Origin of the sequence: Pustulibacterium marinum (genome assembly GCF_900116665.1) — a bacterium.
Lineage (GTDB): Bacteria > Bacteroidota > Bacteroidia > Flavobacteriales > Flavobacteriaceae > Pustulibacterium > Pustulibacterium marinum.
Map to the genome: position 1 here is coordinate 817,125 of NZ_FPBK01000001.1, position 26,961 is coordinate 844,085.

Annotated in this window: 30 protein-coding genes; 14 read left to right on the plus strand and 16 right to left on the minus strand. The window is 34.7% G+C overall.

Annotation, left to right across the window (positions count from 1 at the left end):
- Positions 1-20: 20 nt before the first annotated feature.
- From BM383_RS03615 to folD, 3 genes are all read left to right on the plus strand, one after another.
- Positions 21-1,295: a T9SS type A sorting domain-containing protein gene (locus tag BM383_RS03615; RefSeq protein ID WP_093023046.1), complete on the plus strand. Its 1,275-nt coding sequence runs from the start codon at positions 21-23 to the stop codon at positions 1,293-1,295.
- 319 nt (positions 1,296-1,614) lie between these two features.
- On the plus strand, positions 1,615-2,943 hold the full coding sequence (ffh, locus tag BM383_RS03620; RefSeq protein ID WP_093023048.1) for a signal recognition particle protein: 1,329 nt from the start codon (positions 1,615-1,617) through the stop codon (positions 2,941-2,943).
- Positions 2,944-3,007: 64 nt separating this feature from the next.
- Positions 3,008-3,883, plus strand: coding sequence for a bifunctional methylenetetrahydrofolate dehydrogenase/methenyltetrahydrofolate cyclohydrolase FolD (folD, locus tag BM383_RS03625; RefSeq protein WP_093023050.1), 876 nt, complete (start codon positions 3,008-3,010; stop codon positions 3,881-3,883).
- A gap of 50 nt (positions 3,884-3,933) precedes the next feature.
- On the opposite strand, the gene BM383_RS03630 is transcribed toward folD, so the two are convergent.
- The 7 genes from BM383_RS03630 to BM383_RS03660 form a co-directional block, all read right to left on the minus strand.
- The gene (locus BM383_RS03630; protein WP_093023052.1) at positions 3,934-5,043 is read right to left on the minus strand and encodes an AI-2E family transporter; all 1,110 of its coding nucleotides are present in this window, start codon (positions 5,041-5,043) and stop codon (positions 3,934-3,936) included.
- Positions 5,043-5,291 (minus strand): DUF7218 family protein, encoded by a 249-nt coding sequence (locus BM383_RS03635; protein ID WP_093023054.1) that lies wholly within the window; start codon positions 5,289-5,291, stop codon positions 5,043-5,045. Before BM383_RS03635 ends, BM383_RS03630 begins: the two co-directional genes overlap by 1 nt.
- Positions 5,292-5,293: 2 nt before the next feature.
- Complete coding sequence (locus BM383_RS03640) at positions 5,294-5,896, minus strand: inorganic diphosphatase (protein WP_093023056.1); 603 nt, start codon at positions 5,894-5,896, stop codon at positions 5,294-5,296.
- A 118-nt stretch (positions 5,897-6,014) separates the two neighbouring features.
- Entirely contained in the window at positions 6,015-6,401 is a 387-nt protein-coding gene (gloA2, locus tag BM383_RS03645) for an SMU1112c/YaeR family gloxylase I-like metalloprotein (protein ID WP_093023058.1), read from the minus strand.
- A gap of 1 nt (position 6,402) precedes the next feature.
- Positions 6,403-6,768, minus strand: a complete 366-nt coding sequence (locus tag BM383_RS03650; RefSeq protein WP_093023060.1) for a cupin domain-containing protein — start codon at positions 6,766-6,768, stop codon at positions 6,403-6,405.
- A gap of 6 nt (positions 6,769-6,774) precedes the next feature.
- A complete protein-coding gene (locus BM383_RS03655) occupies positions 6,775-7,986 on the minus strand; it encodes an ATP-binding cassette domain-containing protein (RefSeq protein WP_093023062.1) in 1,212 nt (403 codons plus the stop codon).
- Positions 7,986-8,561, minus strand: a complete 576-nt coding sequence (locus BM383_RS03660) for a hypothetical protein (protein WP_093023064.1) — start codon at positions 8,559-8,561, stop codon at positions 7,986-7,988. The genes BM383_RS03655 and BM383_RS03660 overlap by 1 nt, the downstream gene beginning before the upstream one ends.
- Before the next feature lie 205 nt (positions 8,562-8,766).
- On the opposite strand from BM383_RS03660, the gene BM383_RS03665 reads away from it, so the two are divergent.
- Positions 8,767-9,399, plus strand: coding sequence for a 7-carboxy-7-deazaguanine synthase QueE (locus BM383_RS03665; RefSeq protein WP_093023448.1), 633 nt, complete (start codon positions 8,767-8,769; stop codon positions 9,397-9,399).
- A gap of 85 nt (positions 9,400-9,484) precedes the next feature.
- Positions 9,485-9,916 carry a DUF2059 domain-containing protein gene (locus tag BM383_RS03670; RefSeq protein WP_093023066.1) on the plus strand — a complete coding sequence of 144 codons (432 nt, stop codon included), beginning with the start codon at positions 9,485-9,487 and terminating at the stop codon, positions 9,914-9,916.
- A gap of 1 nt (position 9,917) precedes the next feature.
- Here the strand turns inward: BM383_RS03670 and BM383_RS03675 are convergent, their stop codons facing one another.
- Positions 9,918-10,631: a class I SAM-dependent methyltransferase gene (locus BM383_RS03675; protein WP_093023068.1), complete on the minus strand. Its 714-nt coding sequence runs from the start codon at positions 10,629-10,631 to the stop codon at positions 9,918-9,920.
- 58 nt (positions 10,632-10,689) lie between these two features.
- Between BM383_RS03675 and BM383_RS03680 the strand changes: the two genes are divergently transcribed.
- Entirely contained in the window at positions 10,690-11,184 is a 495-nt protein-coding gene (locus BM383_RS03680) for a YkgJ family cysteine cluster protein (protein ID WP_093023070.1), read from the plus strand.
- Here BM383_RS03680 and BM383_RS03685 read toward each other — a convergent pair whose 3' ends face one another.
- Positions 11,185-12,408 (minus strand): exo-beta-N-acetylmuramidase NamZ family protein, encoded by a 1,224-nt coding sequence (locus BM383_RS03685; protein ID WP_093023072.1) that lies wholly within the window; start codon positions 12,406-12,408, stop codon positions 11,185-11,187.
- Between the two features lie 6 nt (positions 12,409-12,414).
- Here BM383_RS03685 and BM383_RS03690 point away from each other — a divergent pair, with 6 nt between their 5' ends.
- Positions 12,415-13,650 carry an ABC transporter permease gene (locus BM383_RS03690; RefSeq protein WP_093023074.1) on the plus strand — a complete coding sequence of 412 codons (1,236 nt, stop codon included), beginning with the start codon at positions 12,415-12,417 and terminating at the stop codon, positions 13,648-13,650.
- Here BM383_RS03690 and BM383_RS03695 read toward each other — a convergent pair.
- Positions 13,647-14,753 carry a potassium/proton antiporter gene (locus BM383_RS03695; protein WP_317040054.1) on the minus strand — a complete coding sequence of 369 codons (1,107 nt, stop codon included), beginning with the start codon at positions 14,751-14,753 and terminating at the stop codon, positions 13,647-13,649. The two genes, BM383_RS03690 and BM383_RS03695, sit on opposite strands and share 4 nt — an antisense overlap.
- A complete protein-coding gene (locus BM383_RS19085; protein ID WP_317040055.1) occupies positions 14,680-15,108 on the minus strand; it encodes a cation:proton antiporter domain-containing protein in 429 nt (142 codons plus the stop codon). Before BM383_RS19085 ends, BM383_RS03695 begins: the two co-directional genes overlap by 74 nt.
- A 131-nt stretch (positions 15,109-15,239) precedes the next feature.
- On the opposite strand from BM383_RS19085, the gene hemN reads away from it, so the two are divergent.
- Positions 15,240-16,604: an oxygen-independent coproporphyrinogen III oxidase gene (hemN, locus tag BM383_RS03700; protein WP_093023076.1), complete on the plus strand. Its 1,365-nt coding sequence runs from the start codon at positions 15,240-15,242 to the stop codon at positions 16,602-16,604.
- Between the two features lie 35 nt (positions 16,605-16,639).
- Complete coding sequence (locus tag BM383_RS03705; protein WP_093023078.1) at positions 16,640-17,461, plus strand: universal stress protein; 822 nt, start codon at positions 16,640-16,642, stop codon at positions 17,459-17,461.
- Positions 17,462-17,523: 62 nt separating this feature from the next.
- Here BM383_RS03705 and BM383_RS03710 read toward each other — a convergent pair whose 3' ends face one another.
- The 5 genes from BM383_RS03710 to htpG form a co-directional block, all read right to left on the minus strand.
- Positions 17,524-18,120: an alpha-ketoglutarate-dependent dioxygenase AlkB family protein gene (locus BM383_RS03710; RefSeq protein ID WP_177229059.1), complete on the minus strand. Its 597-nt coding sequence runs from the start codon at positions 18,118-18,120 to the stop codon at positions 17,524-17,526.
- 25 nt (positions 18,121-18,145) lie between these two features.
- Positions 18,146-18,505 carry a DoxX family protein gene (locus BM383_RS03715; protein WP_093023080.1) on the minus strand — a complete coding sequence of 120 codons (360 nt, stop codon included), beginning with the start codon at positions 18,503-18,505 and terminating at the stop codon, positions 18,146-18,148.
- A 1-nt stretch (position 18,506) separates the two neighbouring features.
- The gene (locus BM383_RS03720; protein WP_093023082.1) at positions 18,507-18,923 is read right to left on the minus strand and encodes a hypothetical protein; all 417 of its coding nucleotides are present in this window, start codon (positions 18,921-18,923) and stop codon (positions 18,507-18,509) included.
- A gap of 94 nt (positions 18,924-19,017) precedes the next feature.
- A complete protein-coding gene (locus BM383_RS03725) occupies positions 19,018-20,253 on the minus strand; it encodes a DEAD/DEAH box helicase (protein ID WP_093023084.1) in 1,236 nt (411 codons plus the stop codon).
- A gap of 102 nt (positions 20,254-20,355) precedes the next feature.
- Complete coding sequence (htpG, locus tag BM383_RS03730) at positions 20,356-22,242, minus strand: molecular chaperone HtpG (protein WP_093023086.1); 1,887 nt, start codon at positions 22,240-22,242, stop codon at positions 20,356-20,358.
- 181 nt (positions 22,243-22,423) lie between these two features.
- On the opposite strand from htpG, the gene BM383_RS03735 reads away from it, so the two are divergent.
- From BM383_RS03735 to BM383_RS03755, 5 genes are all read left to right on the plus strand, one after another.
- The gene (locus tag BM383_RS03735; RefSeq protein ID WP_093023088.1) at positions 22,424-22,885 is read left to right on the plus strand and encodes a lipocalin family protein; all 462 of its coding nucleotides are present in this window, start codon (positions 22,424-22,426) and stop codon (positions 22,883-22,885) included.
- Between the two features lie 2 nt (positions 22,886-22,887).
- Positions 22,888-23,577 (plus strand): YiaD family glycine zipper/OmpA-like lipoprotein, encoded by a 690-nt coding sequence (locus BM383_RS03740; RefSeq protein WP_093023090.1) that lies wholly within the window; start codon positions 22,888-22,890, stop codon positions 23,575-23,577.
- Between the two features lie 269 nt (positions 23,578-23,846).
- Positions 23,847-24,503 (plus strand): TetR family transcriptional regulator C-terminal domain-containing protein, encoded by a 657-nt coding sequence (locus tag BM383_RS03745; protein ID WP_093023092.1) that lies wholly within the window; start codon positions 23,847-23,849, stop codon positions 24,501-24,503.
- Positions 24,500-25,810: an ABC1 kinase family protein gene (locus BM383_RS03750; RefSeq protein ID WP_093023094.1), complete on the plus strand. Its 1,311-nt coding sequence runs from the start codon at positions 24,500-24,502 to the stop codon at positions 25,808-25,810. Before BM383_RS03745 ends, BM383_RS03750 begins: the two co-directional genes overlap by 4 nt.
- A 125-nt stretch (positions 25,811-25,935) precedes the next feature.
- A complete protein-coding gene (locus BM383_RS03755; protein WP_093023096.1) occupies positions 25,936-26,946 on the plus strand; it encodes a 3-oxoacyl-ACP synthase III family protein in 1,011 nt (336 codons plus the stop codon).
- The last annotated feature ends 15 nt before the right edge of the window (positions 26,947-26,961 follow it).

The following is a 26,961-nucleotide window of genomic DNA, read 5'->3' on the forward strand; positions in this document are numbered from 1 at the left end:
AAAACTAAATACATTATCGCATGAAAAAATTATTACTTCCATTATGCGCGATTTTTTTCGCAATCGCTGGTAAGGCTCAGGTAGTAGAAGGTTCTGTTACTTTGGGAGCCGGTTATACAGATCAAGCTTACTATAAATTATCAACAGAAACAGAAACAGATGTAGCTGCCAGTTCTTGGGATGTTGCTTTTTATAGAATGAGCTCATTTTCATTTGGAACTCGTATCAATGCTCATAAAGGGATTGAAGTGTATGAAGTGTCTATTGATCCAACTGATTATAGCACAGTAGATATCGCAAACGAATCAAGTTGGACTCGTTTGTATAATAGTGAAACCGATTGGGTTGTAGGAGCTTTTGATAATGCTTCTTATGATTCAGATAATGGTTATGCACTTGGTTATGGCTGGGGAGAATATAATATGACTACACATCACATTACAGGAAAAGTAGTTTTCGCACTTGTTTATCCAGACGGTACGTATCGTAAATTTATGATAGAAGATTTCTACGGAGGCTATACATTTAAGTATGCAACCTATGATGCAGATACTCAAACTTGGAGTGATGATACTTCCTATACATTAGCAAATTCTGCAAGCTCAGATACTTATTTCAACTACTATTCTTTAGAAGATGATGCCACTGTAGCTGTTGAGCCAACGGATTGGGATTTACTATTTACAAAGTATAATACAGATTATTACAATGATGGCGGTTCATTCATGTATAATGTTACAGGTGTTTTACAAAATCCAAATTTAGAAGTAGCTATGAATGATGAAAGTTCTTCATCAGATACTTCAGGTATTACATACAGTACAGATATCAATACCATTGGGTATGATTGGAAAACGTTTAACATGACTACGTTTGCATATGATGTAAATTCAGATATGGCATACTACATCAAGTATGAGGATGAAACAATCTATCGTTTAGTTTTTACAGATTTTGAAGGAAGTAGTACAGGTGTTGTAGAGTTCGAAATTGAAGATGTTACGAGTACTATGGATGTTGCTAGTTTTGATAATAACGTAACTTTTGGAGTATATCCAAACCCATCTTTAGATAAAAAAGTAACAGTTCTATATGATGTTCCAAATGCTGCTACTTCAGAAAATCAGGTTGCTATTTATAATTTAAATGGAGCTATGGTATTTCAAAAAAATCTAACGTCAGATGCTGGTTTTTATAGAAATACTTTAAATCTTTCAGCTTTAAATTCAGGTGTTTATATATTGAAATTTACATCAGGAGATTATACCGAAACTAAAAAGCTGATTTTAAAATAAAGGAAATTGAAAATATCCCGTTGTTGTGGTTAACAAATCCTTTTAAGGAGAACGGGTTTTTGTTTAATTGAGAGTGAAGAAAGCCATCTTTAAAAGATGGCTTTCTTTTTTTAAAGCCTTTTTGATGAAAATAAAGGATAAATTAAGTATCTTTCTATTCTAAAAATTAATAGAACCAATTTTTAGAATATAATTTTAGTGGAAAGAGAAACGGCTCAGCATCAACTGAGTCGTTTCTTTTTCTAAAATCTACAAAACGCGTTTCCTACTTCAAAACCAATTGCTTAAATTTGCCACTCTTGAAAAAAGAAGCAAATCTATGTTTGATAATTTAAGTGATAAGTTAGATAAAGCCCTCCATAACCTGAAAGGGCATGGGCAAATTACCGAAATTAACGTTGCCGAAACCATTAAAGAAGTTCGTAGAGCGCTTTTAGATGCCGATGTTAACTTTAAAATTGCAAAACAATTTACCAATAAAGTTAAAGAAAAAGCACTTGGGCAAAACGTATTAACTACCTTGCAACCAGGACAATTAATGGTGAAAATCGTTAAAGACGAGCTTACCGAATTAATGGGTGGCGATGCCGAAGGTGTAAACCTTTCTGGGACTCCATCTGTTGTTTTAATGTCTGGTTTACAAGGTTCTGGTAAAACAACTTTCTCTGGTAAGTTGGCTAACTTCCTTAAAACCAAAAAAACTAAGAAACCTTTATTAGTTGCCTGTGACGTTTACAGACCTGCTGCGGTAGATCAGTTACACGTGGTTGGTGATCAAATTTCAGTAGATGTTTATTCTGATAAAGGAAATACAGATCCGGTAGCTATTGCACAAGCAGGTATTGCACATGCAAAAGCAAACGGTCACAATATAGTAATCATTGATACCGCGGGGCGTTTGGCTGTAGACGAAGCGATGATGACCGAGATATCTAACATTCACAAAGCTATTCAGCCACAAGAAACTTTGTTTGTGGTAGATGCTATGACAGGGCAAGATGCGGTAAATACTGCAAAAGCCTTTAATGATGTGTTAGATTTTGATGGTGTAATTCTTACCAAATTAGATGGTGATACTCGTGGTGGTGCTGCTATTTCTATTAAATCGGTAGTAAATAAGCCAATCAAGTTTATTGGTACAGGCGAAAAGATGGATGCTATTGATGTATTCTATCCAAATCGTATGGCTGATCGTATCTTGGGTATGGGAGACGTTGTTTCGTTAGTAGAACGTGCTCAGGAACAATACGATGAAGAAGAAGCAAGAAAACTTCAAAAGAAAATTGCTAAGAACCAGTTTGGTTTTGACGATTTCCTTTCCCAAATTCAGCAAATCAAGAAAATGGGTAGCATGAAGGATTTATTAGGAATGATTCCTGGTGCCGGAAAAGCTTTGAAAGGAATTGATATAGATGACGATGCTTTCAAACATGTAGAAGCTATTATTCATTCGATGACGCCAGGTGAGCGTTCTACACCTTCAACCATCAACGCTAGTAGAAAAAAACGTATTGCTAAAGGTAGCGGACGTACAGTTCAAGAGGTGAATCAGTTAATGAAACAGTTCGATCAGATGAGCAAAATGATGAAGATGATGCAAGGCGGCGGTGGCCGACAGATGATGAACATGATGAACAAAATGCGATAAATAAACTCAGCGCCTGATTTTTTCAGGCGTTCTTTTATTCAACATAAAAACAACACAACAACAGATGGAAATTTTAGACGGAAAGAAAATTTCGGAACAAATAAAGCAAGAGATTACCGAGGAAGTTGCGGCAATGAAAGCTAGAGGTGAAAAAGTACCTCATTTAGCGGCTGTTTTAGTTGGGAGCGATGGTGCTAGTTTAACTTATGTAGGAAGCAAAGTGCGTTCTTGCGAAAAAATTGGTTTTGAATCTACCTTAGTAAAGATGGAGGAAGAAACCACTGAAGAAGCATTGTTAGCTAAAATCAAGGAATTGAACGAAGATGATGCCATTGACGGATTCATAGTTCAGTTACCATTACCAAAACACATCGACGAGCAAAAAGTTTTGTTAGCAATAGATCCTGATAAAGATGTAGACGGTTTTCACCCAATGAACTTTGGTAAAATGGCTTTGGAGTTAGAAACATTTATTCCGGCTACGCCATTTGGTATCATGGAAATCTTGAAAAGATATAACGTAGAAACTAGTGGAAAACATACCGTTGTTATCGGAAGATCGCACATTGTTGGTCGTCCTATGAGTATCTTAATGAGTCAAAAAGGAATTGATTCTACCGTTACGTTAACACACAGTAGAACAAAAGATTTAACAGCTATCACTAAAGAGGCTGATATTGTAATTACCGCTTTGGGTAGTCCAGATTTCTTAAAGGCTGAAATGGTAAAAGAAGGCGCTGTGATTATTGATGTTGGTATTACTCGTGTTCCGGATGAAACTAAACCAAAAGGATATAGAATTACGGGTGATGTAGATTTTGCTGAGGTTTCGCCAAAAGCAAGTTATATTACACCGGTTCCAGGTGGAGTTGGTCCAATGACCATTGCCATGTTGTTGCAAAACACTTTGTTGGCAAGAGCACGTCACAATGCAAAATAAGAAGTGATTTTTATAGATAAAAAAAGCGCCGTTTTCGGCGCTTTTTTCTTTTATAATTTAGTGTATTCATCTTCCCTGTTGGGACCAATGAGTGTTTCATCTTTTATATTTTCTTCCTGAAGTTCTTGATCACTTTTTCCGTATTCATCTTTGTACATTTTCAGCAGTAATAAAAATATACTTACCACCAAAGGACCAAAAACGAGTCCAATAAATCCAAAAAGCGGAACCCCGATAACAACACCAATCAGTGTGATTAAAGGGTGCAAATTTGCCAATCTATTTTGAACAATCATCCTGAATAAATTATCAGCGGAACCTACAACTACAGTACCGTAAATTAAAATTCCATACCCATTAAAAGTATGTCCTTGGCTTAGGAGAATAAGCGTAACGGGTATTACACCAAGTGCGGTTCCTACAAATGGAATCATAGAACCAACAAAAGTAACTACAAACCAAAGCATAGGATTGGGAACTCCAAATATCCAATAACCAATTAAAGCAATTACACCTTGAATCAAAGCTACTAAAGGAATACCAATTGCATTAGATTTTACGATTTCTCTACTTTCTTTGGCTAGTGTTCTTATATTTCTATCACTTAACGGTATGTACATCATAATGTACCCGCGCATGTAGTTTCTGTTGATTAGCATAAAATATAGCAAAAACAGCATAAGCGTAATGGCTATGAAAATATTGAAAGTGGAATTGGCAATATTCGTAAAGTAATTGGAAATCCAACTAGTTAATTTATTCGTGTCAAAACCAGAGGTTACGCTAAAAGGAACTAAGTCCTCAATCTTTTGAATAGTTTCATTGATAACCCGAGTAATTTCTTCTTTGTTTTTAAACAGATCATTAATCTTTGAAACAAAAACTACAGCAATGGCTCCAAGCGGAATGATAATAATGGAAATAGAAGTGATCAATATAGTGGTTGCAGCTAACCAAGGTTTCCAACCGCTTTTCAACATACGATGCATCCATTTATTAAAGAGCACATAAAGTGTGATGGCTCCAAGTATACCAGATAAATACGGCATCATCTCTTTGGTGATCAAATAGCCCAAAAAGATGATAACACTTAATATGAAAAGTTGACGTATTAAGTTGGGATGAATGGCGTGCTTTTTTGTAATATTTTTAAAGGTCATTAGTTAGTTCTCAAGGCTTTGATTAATTCACTTTTAGTCATTTTAGATCTTCCGTCAATACCTACTTTTTTGGCTTGCTCGTATAGTTCTTCTTTAGTTCTATCTTCATATTTAGAAGCTTCTCCACCCTTTTTACCACTATTTGGAGTATTTGCAATTCTAGCCGCTTTTTGCTTGCTCATTCCTTGATCGCGAAGGGCTTCATATTGCTCTTCATTTTTTATAGAATTCATTCTCTTATCTGGCATAACTACTTGTTTTTGATGTTAGCATTTACATAGGCTAAAGCTTCTTTCTCATCTCCCCAGCCTACAATATTTTGAGTCTGTACTTTATCATAATTGGTAAACCAAGTTTCTACAATGCTAATGATTCCTGGATATTCTTTCTGTAGTTCTTGATAAGAATTAATGTCAATTACAGCTGATTTTCCATCGGAAGGAATGGCAATAACTTTATAATCTAGATCGCCATTATCAACCAATTTTAATAGGGCAATAGGTTTTACAGATACGATTTTTCCTGTTTTTTGATGTTCAGAAAGAATAAGAACATCTACTGGATCACCATCACCATCTTCTGCTCTTTTGGTAAGAGTTCCGGCAATGAAACCATAATTTCCAACATAAGGTAAAAATTCAATTATTCTATCTTCACCGTTTCGCTGGTCTGTTTTAAACTCTTTAGAGATTTCTTGGTATTCTATTTTTTTATTTGTTCCGGCTGGGATTTCTACAACTGCGTTGAGGTTGTTATCTTCAGAAAACGTAGAAGTGTTTTGATAATTTGAAGAAGAACAACTTGAAAAGATAACGGAAAATGTTCCTAAAAACGCAATGGCTAACTTTTTCATTCTAAAATTTTTATTTCAAATTAAGAATGATTTTTCTTCGTGTAAAGTCTGTTAACAAAACATAAACAGAAGTTTTAACTAGAGGATTTACAATTGTTAAAATACAGGTTGAAATGAACTATGCCTCGTAAAATTCTATTGGTAAATCATCTGGATCAGCAATGAAGAAGAATTTCTTTCCTGTGAATTCATCAATTCGGATGTCTTCCGGTTGCAAGTTTTTAGAGATAAGAAAAGAATACGTTTCTTGAATTTCGGGAGTCTCAAAAGCTAAATGGCGCAATCCTGCCGCTTCAGGTCTTGAAGGTCGTTCTGGCGGATTGGGAAATGAAAAAAGTTCTACAATATATTGGCCGTTCAGTGCTAAATCTAACTTAAAAGAATCGCGCTCTTTTCTATAAACTTCTTGTAAAATTTCAAGTCCCAAAATTTCGGTATAAAACTCTTTAGACGCTTCGTAATTTCTAGTAATAATGGCAATATGATGAACTTTATTCAGCTTCATACTATTCGTTTTCACGGTTGACTAAATCCATGGAGAATGCCGGAGTACAAATAGCTAAATATTCGCAAGGTTCGTCAAATGGATTGGAATATTGTACACGAATATTCTTTTCTAACTTGATAGATTCTCCGGCTGAAAGTACCACAATTTCACCATCAATGTTAAACTGTTTTTTACCTTTTATGATAAAGGTATATTCTTCAAATTCTGGAGTTTGAAAAGGTTCGCTCCAACCCGGAGGTGCAATCATGTGTGCAAGACTCATATTTTTATTGCCGTTGGTTGCGTTACCAAAGTGTTCTTTGATTACTTTTCCATCGTCTGTAGGAACCACAAATGGACTCTTTTGAATACTATATTTTTTCATCTTGAACTAGTTTATAAAACCTTCCGATCCGTGGATGGTTGGTTGTAAAGTGAAATTATAATCTGGTTGTAAACCTGTTTCTTTTCGGTGCGATACGTATAAGATAGTGGTTTTACTTTCTGCTGCAATTTTATTAATGAAACTTACCAAAAGTTGTGCATTCTCGTCATCAAGGCCAGTGGTTGGTTCATCTAAAATTAATAATAACGGATGTTTTACCATGGCTCTGGCAATCATAACCATGCGTTGCTTGCCTAAAGATAGATTTCTAAAACGCGTATTGATTTCGTTCTCTAAGTTAATCACTTTTAGCCATTGAAAAGCTATTTGTTTTTGTAAATCTGTTGCTTTGTTATAAAGGCCTACGGCATCAAAGAAACCACCAATAACCATTTCCAAAGTGGTATTATTTCCATTAAATTGTTGAGTCAAAGCCGTAGTGAAATAGCCAATTTTTTCTTTCAGTTCCCAAACGGTTTCACCTGTACCTTTCTTTTTTCCGAAGAGAAACAAATCTTGCCCATAACCTTTTACATTATCTCCAGTAATCATGGAAAGAATGGTGGTTTTACCTGAACCATTTGGGCCAATGAGTTGCCAAAATTCTCCCGGTTTGATGTTCCAATTGATATCTTTTAAGATATGTTTTTCACCATAAGAAACGGAAACATTCTTAAGTTGAATCAAATAGGGTGCTTCAAAAGTTTGATGGATAATCGGTTCTGGAATTTGAATATCTGCATGAATCGTTTCTGAATTTCCCGAATCTTCAAACGGAATTAAGGAATCATTTTCTACTTTATATTTTTTTGAAATAAAGTTTGGAGCATCCTCTTTTCTGCTGGCTAAAACAATAATCTGACTTTTTTCAGCAAGTTTTTCCAAACGATTTTTCAAAGCTTCTTGGGAAGCGAGATCCAAATGGTCAAACGGATTGTCTAAGATTAAAACTTCTGGAGCTTGTGTAACCAAATAATTGAGCATGGCTTTCTTTTGCTCGCCGCCAGACATGGTTTTTATAGGTTGTCCTGTGGTATTAAAAACATTGGTGTCATGAATTTCTTCTTCCCGAATGAAAGCTTCCAAAGCTTTTGGATTGTATACTTTAATATTAGATATGCTTTTTAATTCAATTTCAGAGAATTGATTTTTTCTAAGCTTATCAGCAATATCATGTGTATTTGTCTGATTGTTGTGAAAAATTAGTACTGATTCCATTAGTAATTCCAGCTGATCATAAAATATTTTAGGGGAGTATCATTTGGGATATCCTTCTCAGAAATCTTGCTATTATTATCAATTTGCACTGTGAAATGAAGATGTTTTTTATCAATGACAAAGTATGCATCAATTTCTTTTATAGATATAATGACATTATTGTAGGCATTTTCAATAGATGTAATAGTGTATTTTTTCTTTAAATCACCATAAGTGCTTTTATTGGAAATCCCTTTTTTGGTATGATATTTTTCGTTTAGAATTTGAATGCTTGCAATGGTGTGTAATGAATCTTGATTCGGAGTAATATCAAGCAATTGTTCACCATTTTTAGAATAAATATTGATATGTTGTGTACTAGCATATCTCAGTTCACCTTCGTAAGCACTCTCTGCAATCGAATCTTCAGGAAAAAGCGATTCTAAGTTTTGTATGGTAGTTTCTCTCGAAATGGGGCCAACACTATTATTTGTAACTAGATATTGTTTTTCCGCTTCAGAATCACAAGAAATGTAAAATAATAAAATTAATAGGTAACTGTGTTTTAATATTGGCTTGTGGTAGTTCTTTTTCATGGTATCGGTTTTGGATGTTATTATTCAATAATCAATTGAAAAGAGCATCCATTTTTTTCATGCTTAAACTATAAAAGTATAGGATTCTTAAGGAAAAGAAAACCAATTTGAAGGAAATTAATAAAGTTTTATAAAATCACATTTCCATTTAGCCGAGCAGTCTGAATTCAAATCATTTTTTAGTTAGTATCTTTGCAAAATGAAAATGAGTAAAGAAGAGCAATTAGCATTAGTAGAAAAGGGAGAATGGTTGCCTTTGATGGAAGAGTTTTATACCATTCAAGGAGAAGGATTTTATAAAGGGACTGCAGCTTATTTCATTAGAGTAGGAGGGTGCGATGTAGGGTGTCATTGGTGTGACGTAAAAGAAAGTTGGAATGCAGATTTACATCCACCAACAGCTGTTAGTACCATTGTTGAAAATGCAGCTTCGTATTCAGATACAATTGTTATTACTGGTGGAGAACCATTAAGTTGGAATATGAATCCTATAACAAAAGCTTTAAAGGAAAAAGGATTAAAAATTCATATAGAAACATCAGGAGCTTACGAATTATCAGGAGAATGGGATTGGATTTGTCTTTCTCCTAAAAAAATGAAATTGCCTACAGAAGAAGTTTATAAAAAGGCAAATGAGCTCAAAGTGATTATTTACAATCAGCACGATTTTAAATTTGCCGAGGAACAAGCTGCTCAAGTGTCTGAGGATTGTATTTTATACATGCAACCGGAGTGGAGTAAACGCGACAAGATGATTCCGGAAATAGTGGAATATGTAATGAAAAATCCTAGATGGAAAGTTTCTTTACAAACGCATAAATACTTGAATATTCCATAAGCTGTTAAAACTTGATGAGATATTGTAGAATTTTCTTAAAAAAGTTTATTTTTACTCTTTAAGCAACGATTCCAATTATAATCTTATGAAAAAACTATTACTTCTATTTGTACTTTTTGTATCCTTTTCTATACAAGCTCAGGAAACAAAAACAGAGAAAATCTTAAATCTTTTTGATGTTAATGGTAAGCAAGCTGAATATGCTATGTTATTCAATGCTTATGCTTCTAATAAAATAAACAAAACTGAAAAAGTTGATGAAGCACTTAGCAAATTGGCTGATGTTTACAGTAAAGTTTTATCAGAAGTTCAGGTTGAAGATATGATTACTTTTTATAAGTCAAATACAGGAAAAACTCTTATTAATAATCGTGCTGCAATGACTGCAGATCAACAAAAAGAGTATGATGATTTTATAGCAGGAGACGCTATGCAAACATACATTGCAAATAAAACTGAAATAGCAACTAAGGAAAGAGCTATTCGAAAAAATTGGATTGCATCTTTTAAAAGATAAATTAAGCCAAGGTTAGCTTTGCCAAATAATCGTAATGCTCACCTTCCAAAATAAGTTCACAAGTAAAGCCGTTGTATTCAGCGGCTTTTTTTAATGTATTATAGTCAATGTACATCCAATCAAAAGCAGGCTCGGTTTCGCCTTTGTAGCGTACAATATAATCTACTTCTCCGTAATAATCCTTGTCTGCAGGTATCCAAACACCGCCGTCTTCTTCATCGTCTTCAAACATGTAAATAATGTCTGAAGAGTCTAGTAAAACTTGTCCGTATTCAGCAACTAACGATTTTATTTTCAAAAGAAATTCGCCTAGTTTATCCAAACGTCCACACATTCCTGCACCGTTCATCAACAATAAAATAGTATCGAACTTTTCATTTTCTAAAGTCATTATATCTAGAAAACGAGCATCTTTCAAACCTCTTAATTTGCAAGCTTCAATGGCGTTGGGCGAAATATCTACACTTGTTACCGCTAATTTTTTTTCATCTTGAAGGTATAGTGAATGACTTCCGGCACCGCAGCCAACATCCAGAACTTTTCCTTTGGCCAGTTGTAATGCTTTTTGCTCCAACTGTGGCATTTCCTTGAAAGATCTAAATAAATACGGAAGCGGTAAATCGTCTTCTTCAGAGATCGAAGTTTCGGTTTTAATGTCTTCTGTGTAATTACCTAATTGATAATCTAAAATTGCTTTTCCAAACAGATCTTTCATGTTTTGCCAACTCAATTATAAATAAGACTTTTGCAGTCTTAATGTTAATGATTTTGCTGTGGACGAATTTTTGAAACAATTGCCGCAACTGGCCAAAGATAAGCATAACGAAAACAAGAAATACTTTGCAAAGCTGAAAAAAAAGCCGCCAAAGAATTTAGATTATGTGATGCAGGAATTGCATGAAGAAGAGTTTGAAAGAACTGATTGCCTTACGTGTGCCAATTGCTGTAAAACTACTGGACCACTATTTACCAATGCCGATATTGAGCGTATAGCGAAGTTTTTAAAATTGAAACCACAACAGTTTATTGAACAATATTTGCAAGTTGATGAAGATAACGATCATGTGTTGCAAGAAGTTCCGTGTACGTTTTTAGCACCCGATAATTACTGTCTTATTTACGAAGTTCGGCCAAAAGCATGTAGAGGATATCCGCATACCGACAGGAAAAAGTTTCATCAAATCACCAATCTTACCTTGAAGAATACTGCTATTTGTCCGGCTGCTTTTAATATCGTTGAGGAAATGAAAAAACGTATAAAGATGTAATTATTGGTATAATAGATATTTTCTTCTGATTGTTTTAAATTGATTTAATCCGGGTTGCCATGAGTCCCTAATTTCAGCTTCTGTCAATCCGTTTTCTATTTGCTCCTGCAATTTTTTCGTACCTGCTAATTTGGTAAAGAACGAACTAAAGAATCTCTCTTTTTGTGGATATTCTTTGTAAGCTTTCAATAACCATTTTAACTCTAATTGATGTAAAACTGGAGATTGTTGCAGATTTTCTCCCCAACATATTTCTCCATTAAATTTGGGATTTTTAGCGCCTTCATTAGGTTTTGGGGTAAAAGAAAAATCAGATTTTGGTAACAATGGAGAACCGTAAATTTGGAATTGCATTTGGGTTCCTCTTCCTACAGAAATGTTTGTTCCTTCAAAAAAGCAAAGACTTGGATACAAGTTAATAGACTTATCATTTGGTAAATTAGGCGAAGGTTTTACAGGTAAGCTATAGAATTTTTCATGTGTATAGTTTAAGCAAGGAATTACCGTAATATCACATTGAATTCCGTTTGCTAACCAATGTTCTCCGTTGATCATTTTTCCATATTCTCCAATAGTCATTCCGTGTAAAACCGGAATTGGATGCATCCCCACAAAACTCTTCTGAGCTTCTTCTCTAATTGGGCCGTCTATGATATTTCCGTTAGGATTTGGTCTGTCTAAAATCATTACAGGAATCTTATTTTCTGCACAGGCTTCCATTACATAATGTAACGTGGAAATATATGTATAGAAGCGAGCACCAACATCTTGTAAATCGAATACCAACAAATCAATTCCTTTCAGTTGCTCTGGTTTTGGTTTTTTATTATTTCCGTAGAGCGAAATAATAGGCAAACCGGTTTTGCTGTCTTTTCCGTCAGTTACATGTTCGCCAGCATCTGCTTTTCCTCTAAAGCCGTGTTCGGGAGCTAAAATCTTTTCAATCTTAATTCCTTTCTCTAACAGAAAATCAACCAAATGAATTTCTTTCCGTTCAGCATTTGCTCTTAAAATTCCAGTTTGATTGGTGACTATAGCAACATTTTTTCCTTCTAATAAAGGTAAATACGCTTCATAGTTTTCAGCACCTGTTACAATTGGTTGTACTGGTTTTTCTATGAGTTGTTTTGTAGGAGTCTCATTTTTAGCCTGATTGTTTCCGCAGGAAAAAAGTAGTATGAGAGCTAATAAAAATGTATTTTTGAACTTGAACAGTGAAGTCATTAGAGTTTGAATTTTGAATTTTATATAGCAAAGCGCATTGCTACTGCCAAAGGCAATAAAAATAGTATTTCGTCTTCAATAATAAAAATTGCAATTGTAGCTATTGCTATTAGTTTGGTGATGATGTTGGTTGCTATTGCGACTGGTTTTGGACTTCAAAATAAAATTCGAGAGAAAGTAGCCGCTTTTAATGGTCATATTCAGATTTTCAATTATGATGCTAATCAATCGGATGTTTCTGTAAATCCGGTTTCTATTCACCAAGATTTTTATCCAAATTTCACACAAATTCCAAACGTAAAACATATTCAGGCAGTTGCCGGAAAAGGTGGAATCATTAGAACCGAAGAAACTTTTGAAGGAATTATTGCTAAAGGTGTTGGTCAAGATTACGACTGGAAATACATGCAAGATTTTCTTGTAGAAGGAACATTACCAGATTATTCAGCCGGTAGAAATGAAGATATTTTAATGTCGCGCTACATGGCGAACCGATTGGAAGTTGGTGTGGATGATGAAGTAAATGCTTTCTTTTTGAAAAATGATGGAAGTGATATTCCCAATCAAATGAAACTGCATATTGTAGGTTTGTATGATAGTAATTTTCAAGATTTTGATGCTTCCTATATTTTAATGGACATTCGCCATATTCAACGAATGAATAAATGGAACGAAGACGAAGTTGGCGGTTTTGAAGTCTTGGTGAACGATTTTGATGAGATTCAGGAAACGGCAAATGAAATTTATAACATGACGCCTTCCACCTTAAATTCACAATCTATTTTAGAAAAATATCCTTTTATTTTTGAATGGATTTCCTATTTTGATTTCAATGTCATCTTGATTATTGGTATTATGATTTTGGTTGGCGGAATCAATATGATCACGGCTTTATTGGTACTTGTTTTAGAAAGAACTCCAATGATTGGGACGTTAAAAGCTATGGGGAATACCAGCTGGAGCATTCGAAAAATATTCTTATACAATGCAGCGTATTTAATAAGTATTGGAATCTTCTGGGGGAATTTTATTGGAATCGGTTTATTACTATTACAACAAAAATTTGGCTTTGTAAAGTTAGATGCTACCAACTATTATGTAACGCAAGCGCCAGTGTATTTGAACCCGATTCAAATTATCATTCTAAACGTTGGAGTATTGTTGGTTTGTACACTCATGCTAATTTTACCTTCTTTCATTATCACAAGAATTTCTCCTGTAAAAGCGATGAAATTTAACTAAACTCCAAACATTTTAAAGATGGTATCAAGCTCATTTTCATTTTGAGCCATTACCATAAGTCGGTCACCATTTTCCAGAACAGTTGCACCGTTAGGAGAAAAGTATTTTCCGTTTCGTTGCACCATTACAATAAGTGTGTTTTTTGGCATTTTAAGATCGATAAGAGATTTTCCAATTACCGGACTTTGAGTATCTAAATGAATTTCTACAAGTTCAGATTCTACGTTTTCCGAAAGTTCAATGTCTACGGGAGTTCTTACTTTTTGATTCTGCGGAAGTGCCACATTTAGCCATTTAGAAACCAATGAAAGCGTAGTTCCTTGGAGTAAAACAGACGTTAGCGATATAAAGAATACAATATTGAAAATAGTATCTGATTTATCAATTTGTGCAACTAACGCATAGGTGGCAAATACAATGGGTGATGCACCACGCAAACCAACCCAAGAAATAAATAGCATATTTCTTACTTTCACTTTAAAAAAGGAAAGACTCAGGAAAACTGCAAGAGGTCGAGCTACGAAAATGAGAAAAGCCGAAATTAAAAGTCCTACGCCCATAATTGGCGGAATTCTACTGGGGAAAACGAGTAATCCAAGCGTAAGGAAAAGTATAATTTGCATTAACCAAGCATAACCATCAAACGCCTTGATAATACTCTTTTTTCGCATTATGTTTTGATTTCCTAAGTACACAGCACAAAGATACACAGCTAAAAATCCGTTTCCTCCGGAAGTATCTGTAACAGAATAAGTTAAGAACATCAACGCCATAATGAGAATAGGGTACAAACCTTCAAAATCTAATTTTATTTTATTGATGATTTTGGTATTTATATATCCAAAAAGCAAACCTAAAGCGCCACCAATAATAATTTGACTAAGAAGGAAAACTAAAATTTCGGTATAACTTTTATCAGGAATATTTACAAGACTAATGAGAACTACCGTAAGCACGTTTGCCATGGGGTCGTTACTTCCGCTTTCAAGTTCTAGCGTAGGTCTTAAATTGTCTTTCAGAGCAATATTTTTAGATCTCAAAATAGAAAAGACAGCAGCGGCGTCGGTAGAAGAAATAATAGCAACCCACCAATAAACTTTCAAATATTGAAAAATCAGTAATGTAGTAAACAAAGGTGCCCGTCGCTCCGGCTGTAATTAAAACACCTATGGTAGACAGTGTAACTCCTTGAGATAATACGGGTTTTATACTTGAAAAACGAGTTTCTAATCCTCCCGAAAAGAGAATGAAATTGAAGGCAACAACGCCTACAAATCTGGCCAAAACAGGATTGTCAAAGTGAATACCTCCTAAACCCTCAGAACCTGCAATCATTCCAGTTAGAAGGAAAAACACAAGAATAGGAACACCAAACTTATACGATGTTTTTCCGGCAACAATACTAATTACAAGTAGCAAAGAGCCAATTAATAATATGTTTTCAATACTTAACGTCATTGATTGGTGTGTCTAAGGATTAGAATTTTTGTAAATATAAAGAACCTAATTTAGCCTATCTCACAAGAAACTGATAATTATCATATTTTAGGCACTTTGCTCTACATAGCTTTGTAGTAAATTAAAAGGATATGAGCAATTCTTTGATTCAGAAGTATAACGTGGCTGGTCCGCGCTACACGAGTTACCCAACTGTACCGTACTGGGAAGCAGATACTTTCTCTTATGAAAGTTGGATTTATAGTGTTCAACAAACGTTTAGGGCAAGTAATCTTTCCGAAGGAATAAGTTTGTACATTCATTTACCATTTTGTGAAAGTATGTGCACGTTCTGTGGTTGTCATAAACGAATTACCAAGCGTCATGATGTAGAACATCCATATATTGAAGGACTCCTAAAAGAGTGGGAGTTGTATACAGCTCTTTTTGATGAGCGCCCACAAATAAAAGAAATTCATTTAGGAGGCGGAACTCCAACTTTTTTTTCTCCTTCTAATTTAGAACGATTGATTAACGGAATTTTTAAAAGTGCAGATTGTTGTGAAGACTATGAATTTAGTTTTGAAGGACACCCCAACAATACAACGAAAGAACATTTACAAGCATTATTCAATGTTGGTTTTACCAGAGTAAGCTATGGCGTTCAGGATTATTCGCTAAAAGTGCAAAAAGCAATTAATAGAATTCAGCCTTATGAACATGTACAGCAAGCAACCGAAATGGCACGAGAAGTTGGTTTTACGTCTATTAGCCATGACTTGGTTTTTGGATTGCCTTTTCAAACATTGGATGATGTTGTGGAAAGCATCAACAAAACAAAAAGTTTAAAACCAGATAGAATAGCTTTTTATAGCTATGCACATGTGCCTTGGATCAAAGGAAACGGCCAACGAGGTTTTCAAGATTCTGATCTTCCTTCCGGGAATGAAAAAAGAAAACTCTATGAAACCGGAAAGCAAATGCTAGCCGAAATGGGTTATATAGAAATAGGAATGGATCATTTTGCTTTACCAACCGATAGCTTGTTTAAAGCCATGGAAAACCAAAAAATGCATCGGAATTTTATGGGATACACCGCTTCAAAAACCGATTTAATGATAGGTTTGGGCGTTAGTAGTATAAGTGATAGTTGGACAGGTTTTGCTCAGAATGAAAAAAATATAGAGCGCTATTATCAAATTTTAGAAGAAGGTAAAATACCTGTATACAGAGGGCATTTATTGACCGAAGAGGATTTGGTAATTCGCAAACATATCTTACATTTGATGTGCAATTTTAAAACTTCCTGGGCAGATAAGATGATGAGGTTCTATGAAATTCCCGAAGTGCTTATCAAATTGTCCGAAATGCAACAAGATGGTCTCTTGGAGCTTTCAAAAAATACCATTCAGGTTACAGAAAAAGGAAAACCATTTGTGAGAAACATTTGTATGGCGTTCGATTTGCGATTGCAACGTAACAAACCGGAAACCAAATTGTTTTCAATGACTATATAATAAACCAAACGAAATAAAGCTAAAATTTAAACACCATGAACAAGATTATTGTACCCGTAGATTTTTCAGAATATTCAGAATATGCCTTGCATACAGCTGCTTTGTTAGCTAAAAAATCTAATGCTGAAATTGAGGTAGTGCATATGCTAGAGTTGCAAGAGACTTTGATAAATAAAAGCGAAGCTAATAAGCAATTGGAAGCTATTTACTTTTTGCGTTTAGCAGAACAGAAATTTGAAGATTTTCTTGATAAAGAATATTTAGAGGGATTGAATGTAACTCCAATAGTAAGACATTTCAAAGTATTCTCTGAGTTGGCAGAAATGGCCGATGGAACCGATTTAATTGTAATGGGATCTCAAGGAAGTTCTGGAGCAAAAGAGTTTTTTATTGGGTCTAATACCGAAAAGGTAGTAAGAACATCAGATGTACCTGTTTTGGTAGTGAAAGAGCCTGTAGTAGATTTAGATGTAGAAACAGTTGTTTTTGCTTGTGATTTGAAAGAAGAAAGTCTTCCAGCGTATAACAAAGCACAAAAATTATTTAATGCAATTGGGGCAAAAGTACAGTTGTTATATGTGAATCTTCCAAATGATTATTTTATGAGTACTCATGAAATTAAAGATTTAACAGATAAATTCTTGGCAAAAGCAACAGAGGCACCAGATTTTCCGGTAGCGTATTATTCAGATTACACGGTAGAAGAAGGAGTTTTAAACTTTGCTAATGTTATAAATGCAGATGTAATTGCCATACCTACACACGGTAGAACAGGAATGGCTCACTTTTTCAATGGAAGTATTGGAGAAGATATAGCAAACCACTCATTAAAACCAGTGGTTACTTTCAAAATATAATTAGCCATATTTTTAAGTTGTTTTTAAAGCGATTGTTTCTTTTGGAGCAGTCGCTTTTTTCTTTAGAATATGGTTCTAAATGTTAAGTTGATGCGTTCAGATTTTTGTTTTTTTGTTTTTGGAATGGTATGTAGCCAGTGATGTTGTGTAGCTCCTTTCATAATCAAAAGACTTCCGTGTGTCAATAGAATATCTTGTTTTACCGGAAGCTTTCTGTGTTTCAATTTAAATAATCTTGTTTCTCCAAAACTTACCGATGCAATGATAGGATTTTTGCCTAATTCTTTTTCATTGTCTGCATGCCATCCGTTAGAATCTTGTCCGTTTCGGTATAAATTGAGTAAACAACTTGTAAACGTTGTTTCTGCAATAGCTTCAACAGCTTTTTTTATTTCTATAATAGTTTCGTTAAAAGGAATTGGATGCATGGTAATATTAGAATACTTGTAGCTTTTTCCATGATCACCATACAAAGCCGTGAGCCTTGGTTGTAAGTAAGTTTTTCCAAAAACCTTAATTTCATCTTCTTGCCAGTGCGTATTATTGAGTAATTGATTAAAAATGATATCACTGTCTTTTTCAGAAGAGAAAGAAGGAAAGTAAACAACATCAGCGTCGGGTAACTGATATGTGATTTTGGTAGTCTTGATTGAGAACAATGTTGAAAATTTAATGCATTTAAAATTACAAATTCAGGTACGAATAACTCCAATAGATAAGCAAAAACTGAAGTGGAATTCGAAACCAAAGCAGCCAAAGAGGGAATTTAGAACGTATTTTATCATCTTGTAACATATGAATGTGTACAGAAAAGAAAATGACCAGCATGATAATGATGTTCCAGAGAGCAATGTCTTTAATGGTTGGAAAAAATAGTGCAGACCCTAAAATAATTTCAGCCACACCGCTCCAAAAAACCATTGCTTTAGGAGCAGGAATGTATGGGGGCATAATTTTTTGATACATTTTAGGTTTTCTAAAATGATTCAATCCTGCCAAAATATAGAGAGAAGCCATGAGGTAGTAATGCCAGGGAAACGCCATATTAATTGATTGCTAGCATTTCTTTCCATTTAGCGTATTCCAACTTTCTAAATCGCTTAGCTTTCCAATTATGATTTATGCGTTTTTCTTCAACAATTTCTAAACAATTATTTCGTAAATGCTCCCAATGATAACTGCTGTGAATGTCTGTTTCAAAATCTGAAAGTTCAGTGGGAAAAGCAATCCACAGAATACCGTCATCTAAAATTTTTGGAAGCACAGTTTCCATTTGTTTCTTGAGATTTTTTATGGATGTAGTGAATAGAATTCCATAAGAGAATTTGTTTAATTGGACTAGTGATTCATAGATTTCTAGATCAGCTATTTCGTTGAAATTTTTTTCAAACTCGCTCGGTAAGTTCAGCACTAAAATATCAGTCTGATTGTTAATGTTTAATTTTTTTAATATTGATTTCATGGCAACTTTTTAAGAGATTTTCATCTACATAATTTACAAAATATGTGATTACGAAAATGTTATAGTTGTCATAAACTATCTTGCAATCAAGATATTAATACCAGCGTTTCTTTTTCTTTTTTGAAGCGGTGCTTTTTCTGCCTTTTTTGTATTTGCTTCCTTGTTTTTTGTGAACTTGCGGTTTGGCTTCAGGATCTAAAGGAAAAGGATGGTCTTTGATAACGTCTAATTGAATACCAATTGCTTTTTGAATGTTGGCAATGTAATTTTTCTCATCGGCACTGCAAAAGGTGTATGTGATACCTTCTTTTCCGGCTCTCGCAGTACGACCGGTACGGTGTACATAGGTATCGGTTACGTTTGGAACATCAAAATTAATCACGGCATCTAAATCACTAATGTCTATTCCGCGCGCAGCAACATCGGTCGCAATTAATATTTGTGCATTTCCTTTTTTGAACTCTTTCAACGCTTCTTGTCGCTCCGTTTGACTTTTATCACCATGAATACTGGCAACCGTATATCCGTTTTTAGTCAAAGAACTTTCCAGTTTGTCTACTCCGTATTTGGTTCTTCTAAAAATGATCACATTTCCTTTGATGGTATTTCGCAATACGTAAATACACAATTCTATCTTCTGTGGTTTCGGAACGTAATATAACAACTGCGCTACTTTGTCGGTAGTGGCTTCATTTGGGTTGATGGCAATGCGTTCTGGTTGTAATAAAATGCTTTGCGCAAATTTTTCAACCTTATAAGGAATCGTAGCCGAAAACAATAAACTTTGTTTGTCACTTGGACACAGTCTTTCAATTTTCTGAACATCGTCTAAAAAGCCCATGTCTAACATCATATCGGCTTCATCTAAGACTAGAATTTCGACAGCTGTAAGATTCACCGCTTCTTGCTTGTGTAAATCTAACAAACGCCCCGGAGTTGCCACAAGAATATCTACTCCCTTTTTGAGCGCTTCCTTTTGCGGTTCAATGGCTACGCCACCAACCGCAGCCGCAGTGCGTAATTGGGTGTGCGTACTGTACGTAATAAAGTTTTGTTCTATTTGTTGCGCGAGTTCGCGGGTTGGACTTACAATAAGTGCTTTTACTTTTTTTCCTGTTTTAGGAGCGTCTTGTTTGTGTAATAAACGCTGCAAAATCGGTAACGCAAATGCAGCTGTTTTTCCGGTTCCGGTTTGGGCAGAAGCAATCACATCTCTACCTTCTAAAATAGCTGGAATGGCTTTTTGTTGAATCAACGTAGGATTATCGTAACCAGCTTCGGCAATGGCTCTTAAAATAGGTTTGTTGAGTTGTAAGTCTTTAAACGACATAGCGTATGTTTTTTGCAAAGATAGATGAAAATTAAGTGTATTCTCAGAAAATAAAAAAGCCACTCGTTTTGAGTGGCTTTTGGATTATGATAAAAGCAAAGCTTATTTAATCATTTCGTAGCTTCTTTTTACAAAGTTGGTTAACTCTTCACCTTTTAATAAACCTTTAGATAAACGCGCTAAGTCTAATGCTTGAGAAATTAAACGTTGCTGTGTTTCTTTGTCATCAGTTTTTAAGATGTCGCCAACCAATTCGGCATTGGTGTTTACAATAACATTGTACATTTCTGGGAAGTTGTTCATTCCCATAAATCCGCCACCGCCGGTTTGTTGCATTTCTTTCATTCTACGCATAAACTCAGGTTCTGTGATAATGAAAGGCGCAGCGTTGCTGTCTCTGCTTTCTAATTGAACCGTATATTTTTCTGCTGGAATAGCTTCTGTCAACTTAGTTTTCAAGGTTTCTTGCTCTTCTTCAGAAAGTTTAGAAATCTTTTCTTCGTCTTTTTTGATCAAATTATCAATGTGATCTGCATCTACCCGTGCAAATTGAGTTTTCTCATTGTCGCCTTCTAACTTCTGAATTAAGTGCGGAACAATAGGAGAATCTAGCAACAATACTTCGTAACCTGCCGCTTTTGCATCTTCAATATAGCTGTGTTGTGCTTCTTTGTCACTTGCGTACAATACAACGGTATTTCCGTCTTTGTCCGTTTGATTTTCTTTGATTTTTTCAATCAATTCATCAAATGTGAAATAAGAATTGTCTACAGTTGGGTATAGTGCGAATTTTTTAGCTTTATCATAGAATTTGTCTTCTGAAAGCATTCCGTATTCAATCACCACTTTAATGTCGTTCCATTTCTTTTCGAAATCTTCACGGTTGTCATTGAATAAAGCACGTAATTTATCAGCTACTTTACGTGTAATGTAACTAGAAATTTTCTTCACATTTCCGTCTGCTTGTAAATAACTTCTGGAAACGTTCAACGGAATGTCTGGAGAATCAATAACCCCTTTTAACATGGTTAAGAATTCAGGAACAATTCCTTCTACATTATCAGTTACAAAAACTTGGTTTTGGTACAACTGAATTCTGTCTTTCTGAATTTGAAGATCGTTGCTCAACTTAGGGAAATATAAAATACCTGTTAAGTTGAAAGGATAATCTACATTTAAGTGAATGTGGAATAACGGCTCTTCAAACTGCATTGGGTACAACTCACGGTAGAAGTTTTTATAATCTTCTTCCTCTAAATCGGTTGGTTGTTTTGTCCAAGCCGGATTTGGATTGTTGATGATGTTGTCTACCGTTACCGTTTCTGGTTTTGCATCTTCCGCAGCGTCTTCTGTTAAAGGCAACGTTTCTTCCTTAGTTCCGAATTTGATAGGAACCGGCATAAACTTGTTGTACTTCACTAACAATTCACTGATTTTGTTGTCTTCTAAAAATTCAACAGAATCTTCTGCAATGTGAAGAATAATCTCGGTACCTCTTTCGGTTTTGTCAGACGCTTCCAAAGCATATTTTGGAGAACCGTCACAAATCCAATGTGCAGCAGGTTCGTCTTTGAAAGATTTGGTAATGATCTCTACTTTTTCTGCCACCATAAATGCAGAGTAGAATCCTAAACCAAAATGTCCAATGATTCCGGTATCTTTAGCGCTGTCTTTGTATTTGTTCAAAAACTCTTCAGCTCCAGAAAAAGCTACTTCGTTAATGTATTTCTGAACTTCGTCAGCCGTCATACCAATTCCCTGGTCTATAATATGAAGTTTTTTACCTTCTTTATCAGCTTTAATTTCAATAACAGGATTGCCATATTCTACACTAGCTTCTCCAATGCTGGTAAGGTGTTTTAACTTTAAAGTTGCATCAGTTGCATTAGAAATTAACTCTCTTAAAAAGATTTCGTGATCGCTGTACAAGAACTTCTTGATTAGCGGAAAAATGTTTTCTACAGATACATTAATATTTCCAGTTGCCATAATTTTTATTTTAAATTTTTCAGATCATAGTCAAATAAGATACCATACTAAATGAAGTGACAGATTGGCATTTTTAACAAATGTCTAAAACTCTTTAACAAAAGAATAAGTGATTTTTTTAGGTATGGATAGACCCCAAAACTAAATTTGTCTACAAGAAAAACTACTCAAAAAAATTGCTATGAAAAAGAATTTATTAATACTACTTGTTGCAGTAGCGTCGCTAGTCTCTTGTGGGCCTAAGCTAAACAATGCTGCACAAAGTGACCTAAAAGGTGATTGGACAGTTACCACGGTTGCTTACAATAATTCAGACATTTTTCAAGTGAATGCTTTTGGCTTTACTAAGGCGAAATGTTTAGAAGGAAGTGTATGGAACTTTATACCAAATAACAATAAAGGATCCATGACAATTAATAATGCAAATTGTACCTATTACGAAACTCCAATTGTTTGGACGATTACTTCCGGTGGAAAATTTACATTAAAGTTTGTTGACGAAAGTCTAAAAGCAAAAAACGTAACTTCTGGTTATAATTTGGATGTAACCAATCAAACAGAAACAAGTTTCCAACTTGTAGATTATGTAGATGTTGCTGGTAAAAGCACCAAAGTAGTATATCAATTTCAAAAAATTAATTAGTCATGAAAAAAGTGAGTACATATATATTGGCCGGATCCATTTTAGTAAGCGGAATGTTTACAAGTTGTGATGCAGTTAAAAACTCTAACAATACCCAAAAAGGAGCCGTTATTGGTGCAGCTGGTGGAGCTGTAGTTGGGGGTGTAATTGGTAATAATGTTGGTAATAAAAATAATGGAGCTCTTGGAGCTATTTTAGGTGGAGTTATTGGTGGAGCAACCGGTGCTGCTATTGGAAATAAAATGGATAAACAGGCTCAGGAAATTGAAGAGGTTTTGCCAAGTGCAGAAGTAGAAAGGGTAGGTGAAGGTATCAAGTTAACGCTTGGAGAAGACGCTATCCGTTTTGATTATAATAAATCTACGCTGACATCTGCTGCTAAAACAAATTTAGATAAGCTTGTGCCTGTGTTTAATGATTACGAGAATACAAATATTGTAATTTATGGATACACGGATAGTACAGGTTCAGATGAATATAATTTAAGCTTGTCTGATAAAAGAGCAGCTTCTGTAAAATCATATTTATCAACTAAAGGAATCAGTTCTTCAAGAATTGAAACTACCGGAATGGGAGAGGCAGATCCTATTGCGAGTAACGAAACCACAGAAGGTAGAGCACAAAACAGAAGAGTAGAATTTGCTATTGTTGCCAACGAGCAAATGGTAAACGAGGCAGCAACAGGAAATTAATATTTTTAACAAAACCTTATGTTTAATCGTTTTGTGTGATTGTTAAACATAATTATCTTAGCTATAGAAAAATATGGGAAACTTTGCTAAGTGGAATTAGAAAGAAAAAGAAAAAAGATATTAAAAAATAGGTTAGTTTGTTTATTTATTGGTTAGGTTGTTTGAAAACGCACTTTATTCTTTAAAGGTGCGTTTTCATCTTTTTAAGCCTATTTGTAATTTGCTTTTTGGAATATCTTTTGTGACTATAAATTTTAAAAGAAAAGAAAATGGCTAAGACAAAAAAAATTACCGAAGATGACATCATTAGTGCTTACATGAACTTTGTGTTGGAGCACGAAAGAGCACCCAAGACAGTATTTAAATTTTCAAAAGAGATAAAAATCAAGGAAGAAGATTTTTATCAATTTTTTGGGTCTATAGAAGCTGTTCAGAAAAAAATCTGGACAAAATTCTTCACCAACACCAAAGATCTTCTAGAAAAGAACGAAGAATATGAAAGCATGTCTACTCGAGAAAAAATGTTGACGTTCTTTTTTACGTATTTTGAAATGCTCACGCTTAATAGGAGTTACATTCTTTTCGTTTTGAAAGAACATGAAAATGTTTTGAAAAGTTTGTCACAGCTTAAAAACCTGAGAAAAGAGTTCAAGGATTTTGTAGCTAAATTGGCTCAAGAAAATAATGAAGGTAAAAACTATAAATTCCTAAAACAATCTCCACAATTGGTTGCCGAAGGTTCTTGGTTGCAATTAATGTTTTTAATGAAATTTTGGATGAATGATGATTCCCAAGGTTTTGAAAGAACAGATGTAGCTATTGAAAAATCTGTGAATACAATTTTTGATGTGTTCGATCATACTCCAATAGAAAGTTTAATTGATTTTGGTAAGTTTTTAATAAAAGAAGCAAAAGCAAGCGTGTGAAATCATTAGACAAAATACCTACAGGAAAAGTTCAGCGCGCCAGTAAATTGGTAAAAACGGGTGTGAAAATTGGTGGTAATTATGTGAAGTACTACGGTGAGAAACTAGTAAATCCCAATACCACTAAAGACAAACTGAATGAGAGCAATGCAGAAGATATTTATGACGGATTAAAAAGCCTGAAAGGAAGCGCTTTAAAAGTAGCTCAAATGTTGAGTATGGAAAAAAACTTACTACCAAGTGCATATGTAGAGAAGTTTTCGTTGTCGCAATTTTCAGTTCCACCACTTTCAGCTCCTTTAGTGCGTAAAACCTTTAAAAAATATCAAGGTAAATATCCAGAAGAAATTTTTGATAAATTCTCAAAAGATAGCGTGAATGCTGCAAGTATTGGCCAAGTTCACAAAGCTGAAAAAGATGGTAAAACGCTGGCAGTGAAAATACAATATCCAGGAGTTGCAGACAGTATTTCCAGCGATTTGGCATTGGTAAAGCCGGTGGCTATAAAAATGTTTAATCTACAAGGGAAAGATTCTGAAAAGTACTTCAAAGAAGTTGAAAATAAATTAATTGAAGAAACCAATTATACCTTAGAAGTTCAGCAGAGTAAAGAAATTACTGAAGCTTGTCAAAAGATTCCAAACTTATTGTTTCCAAAGTATTATGAAGAACTTTCGAGTGAAAAAATTATCACTATGGATTGGATGGTTGGCGAACATTTAAGTGAATTTGTTCAAAAACCATTTACTCAGGAAACCGGTGATAAATTGGGGCAAGCCTTATGGGATTTTTATATGTTTCAAATGCATGGTTTGCGTAAAGTACACGCAGATCCGCATCCTGGAAACTTTCTGGTAAGCAAAGATCATCAATTAATTGCGATAGATTTTGGCTGTATCAAAGAAGTTCCCGAAAGTTTTTACACTCCATATTTTGAATTGGCAAAGTCCGAAGTAATTAATGACGAAGCCCAGTTTATGGAAAAAATGTATGCGTTAGAAATTCTAAGAAAAGATGATTCTCCGGAAGAGCTAAAATTCTTCAAGGCATTGTTCAAAGAAATGCTTACTATTTTCACAGCGCCGTTCAATCAAGAGTATTTTGATTTTGGTTCAGATGAATTTTGGAATAGAATTGCCGCTTTAAGCGAACAATATTCCGGCGATAAAACCATCAGAAAAATGAATGGAAATAGAGGTTCAAAACACTTCTTATATATCAACCGAACATTCTTTGGTTTGTACAATTTATTACACGATCTCAAGGCAAAGGTAGAAGTAAATCACTTTCAAAAATATTTAGACTAAATTTAAAAATCATTCCATTTCGGAATGATTTTTTGTTTTTATGATAAAATAATCTTTCTGTTTTATAAAATTGACAATTTGATGTAAATTGCAATCATCAATTAAGTACCTAAAAAAGAAACTCAATGTATACATCTAAAATTTCAGGTTTGGGATATTATGTTCCCGAAAATGTGGTGACGAATGACGATTTGGCAAAAGTTATGGATACCAATGATGAATGGATTCAAGAACGCACCGGAATTAAAGAGCGTAGACATGTATTGAAAGATGGTGAAGATAATACTACCATCATGGGTTGTAAAGCTGCTAAGATTGCCATTGAACGAGCTGGAATTTCCAAGGAAGAAATAGATTTTGTAGTGTTCGCAACCTTGAGTCCAGATTACTATTTTCCTGGTCCTGGAGTTTTAGTTCAGAAAGAATTAGGATTAAGAACCGTTGGTGCCCTAGACGTGCGTAACCAATGTTCTGGTTTTGTATATGCACTTTCTGTAGCCGATCAATTTATTAAAACTGGGATGTACAAAAATGTTCTGGTTATTGGTTCTGAAGTGCATTCCAAAGGGTTAGATATGACTACTCGCGGACGCGGTGTTTCAGTTATTTTTGGAGATGGAGCCGGAGCGGCTGTTTTATCACGTTCCGAAGATACTTCCAAAGGTATTCTTTCCACACATTTACATGCTGAAGGGCAACACGCCGAAGAATTGGCCTTGATAGCACCTGGAATGGGTGAACGTTGGGTAAGCGATATTGTAAAAGATAACGATCCTGAAGATACAAGCTATTTTCCACACATGAACGGTCAATTCGTTTTTAAGAATGCAGTAGTTCGTTTTTCTGAAGTAATTATGGAAGGTTTACAAGCTAACGATTTACAAGTTTCTGATATTGATATGTTGATTCCGCACCAAGCGAATTTGCGCATTTCGCAATTTATTCAGCATAAATTCAAATTAACAGACGATCAGGTTTTTAATAACATTCAAAAATACGGAAACACTACGGCAGCTTCTGTGCCAATTGCTTTAACCGAAGCTTGGGAGCAAGGGAAAATTAAGGAAGGGGATACAGTAGTTTTGGCTGCTTTTGGTAGTGGATTCACTTGGGCAAGTGCCATTATTAAATGGTAATTTGTATCTTAGGTA

Coding starts and splice junctions, on each gene's coding strand:
- BM383_RS03745 (WP_093023092.1), top strand. CDS start 23,847: ATGGCTAAGACAAAAAAAATTACCGAAGATGACATCATTAGTGCTTAC.
- BM383_RS03715 (WP_093023080.1), bottom strand. CDS start 18,505: ATGGCGTTTCCCTGGCATTACTACCTCATGGCTTCTCTCTATATTTTG.
- BM383_RS03615 (WP_093023046.1), top strand. CDS start 21: ATGAAAAAATTATTACTTCCATTATGCGCGATTTTTTTCGCAATCGCT.
- htpG (WP_093023086.1), bottom strand. CDS start 22,242: ATGGCAACTGGAAATATTAATGTATCTGTAGAAAACATTTTTCCGCTA.
- BM383_RS19085 (WP_317040055.1), bottom strand. CDS start 15,108: ATGACGTTAAGTATTGAAAACATATTATTAATTGGCTCTTTGCTACTT.
- BM383_RS03685 (WP_093023072.1), bottom strand. CDS start 12,408: ATGACTTCACTGTTCAAGTTCAAAAATACATTTTTATTAGCTCTCATA.
- BM383_RS03740 (WP_093023090.1), top strand. CDS start 22,888: ATGAAAAAAGTGAGTACATATATATTGGCCGGATCCATTTTAGTAAGC.
- BM383_RS03660 (WP_093023064.1), bottom strand. CDS start 8,561: ATGAAAAAGAACTACCACAAGCCAATATTAAAACACAGTTACCTATTA.
- ffh (WP_093023048.1), top strand. CDS start 1,615: ATGTTTGATAATTTAAGTGATAAGTTAGATAAAGCCCTCCATAACCTG.
- BM383_RS03735 (WP_093023088.1), top strand. CDS start 22,424: ATGAAAAAGAATTTATTAATACTACTTGTTGCAGTAGCGTCGCTAGTC.
- BM383_RS03630 (WP_093023052.1), bottom strand. CDS start 5,043: ATGACCTTTAAAAATATTACAAAAAAGCACGCCATTCATCCCAACTTA.
- BM383_RS03650 (WP_093023060.1), bottom strand. CDS start 6,768: ATGAAAAAATATAGTATTCAAAAGAGTCCATTTGTGGTTCCTACAGAC.
- BM383_RS03720 (WP_093023082.1), bottom strand. CDS start 18,923: ATGAAATCAATATTAAAAAAATTAAACATTAACAATCAGACTGATATT.
- BM383_RS03755 (WP_093023096.1), top strand. CDS start 25,936: ATGTATACATCTAAAATTTCAGGTTTGGGATATTATGTTCCCGAAAAT.
- BM383_RS03670 (WP_093023066.1), top strand. CDS start 9,485: ATGAAAAAACTATTACTTCTATTTGTACTTTTTGTATCCTTTTCTATA.
- BM383_RS03655 (WP_093023062.1), bottom strand. CDS start 7,986: ATGGAATCAGTACTAATTTTTCACAACAATCAGACAAATACACATGAT.
- BM383_RS03725 (WP_093023084.1), bottom strand. CDS start 20,253: ATGTCGTTTAAAGACTTACAACTCAACAAACCTATTTTAAGAGCCATT.
- BM383_RS03675 (WP_093023068.1), bottom strand. CDS start 10,631: ATGAAAGATCTGTTTGGAAAAGCAATTTTAGATTATCAATTAGGTAAT.
- BM383_RS03665 (WP_093023448.1), top strand. CDS start 8,767: ATGAGTAAAGAAGAGCAATTAGCATTAGTAGAAAAGGGAGAATGGTTG.
- BM383_RS03640 (WP_093023056.1), bottom strand. CDS start 5,896: ATGAAAAAGTTAGCCATTGCGTTTTTAGGAACATTTTCCGTTATCTTT.
- BM383_RS03635 (WP_093023054.1), bottom strand. CDS start 5,291: ATGCCAGATAAGAGAATGAATTCTATAAAAAATGAAGAGCAATATGAA.
- hemN (WP_093023076.1), top strand. CDS start 15,240: ATGAGCAATTCTTTGATTCAGAAGTATAACGTGGCTGGTCCGCGCTAC.
- BM383_RS03705 (WP_093023078.1), top strand. CDS start 16,640: ATGAACAAGATTATTGTACCCGTAGATTTTTCAGAATATTCAGAATAT.
- folD (WP_093023050.1), top strand. CDS start 3,008: ATGGAAATTTTAGACGGAAAGAAAATTTCGGAACAAATAAAGCAAGAG.
- gloA2 (WP_093023058.1), bottom strand. CDS start 6,401: ATGAAGCTGAATAAAGTTCATCATATTGCCATTATTACTAGAAATTAC.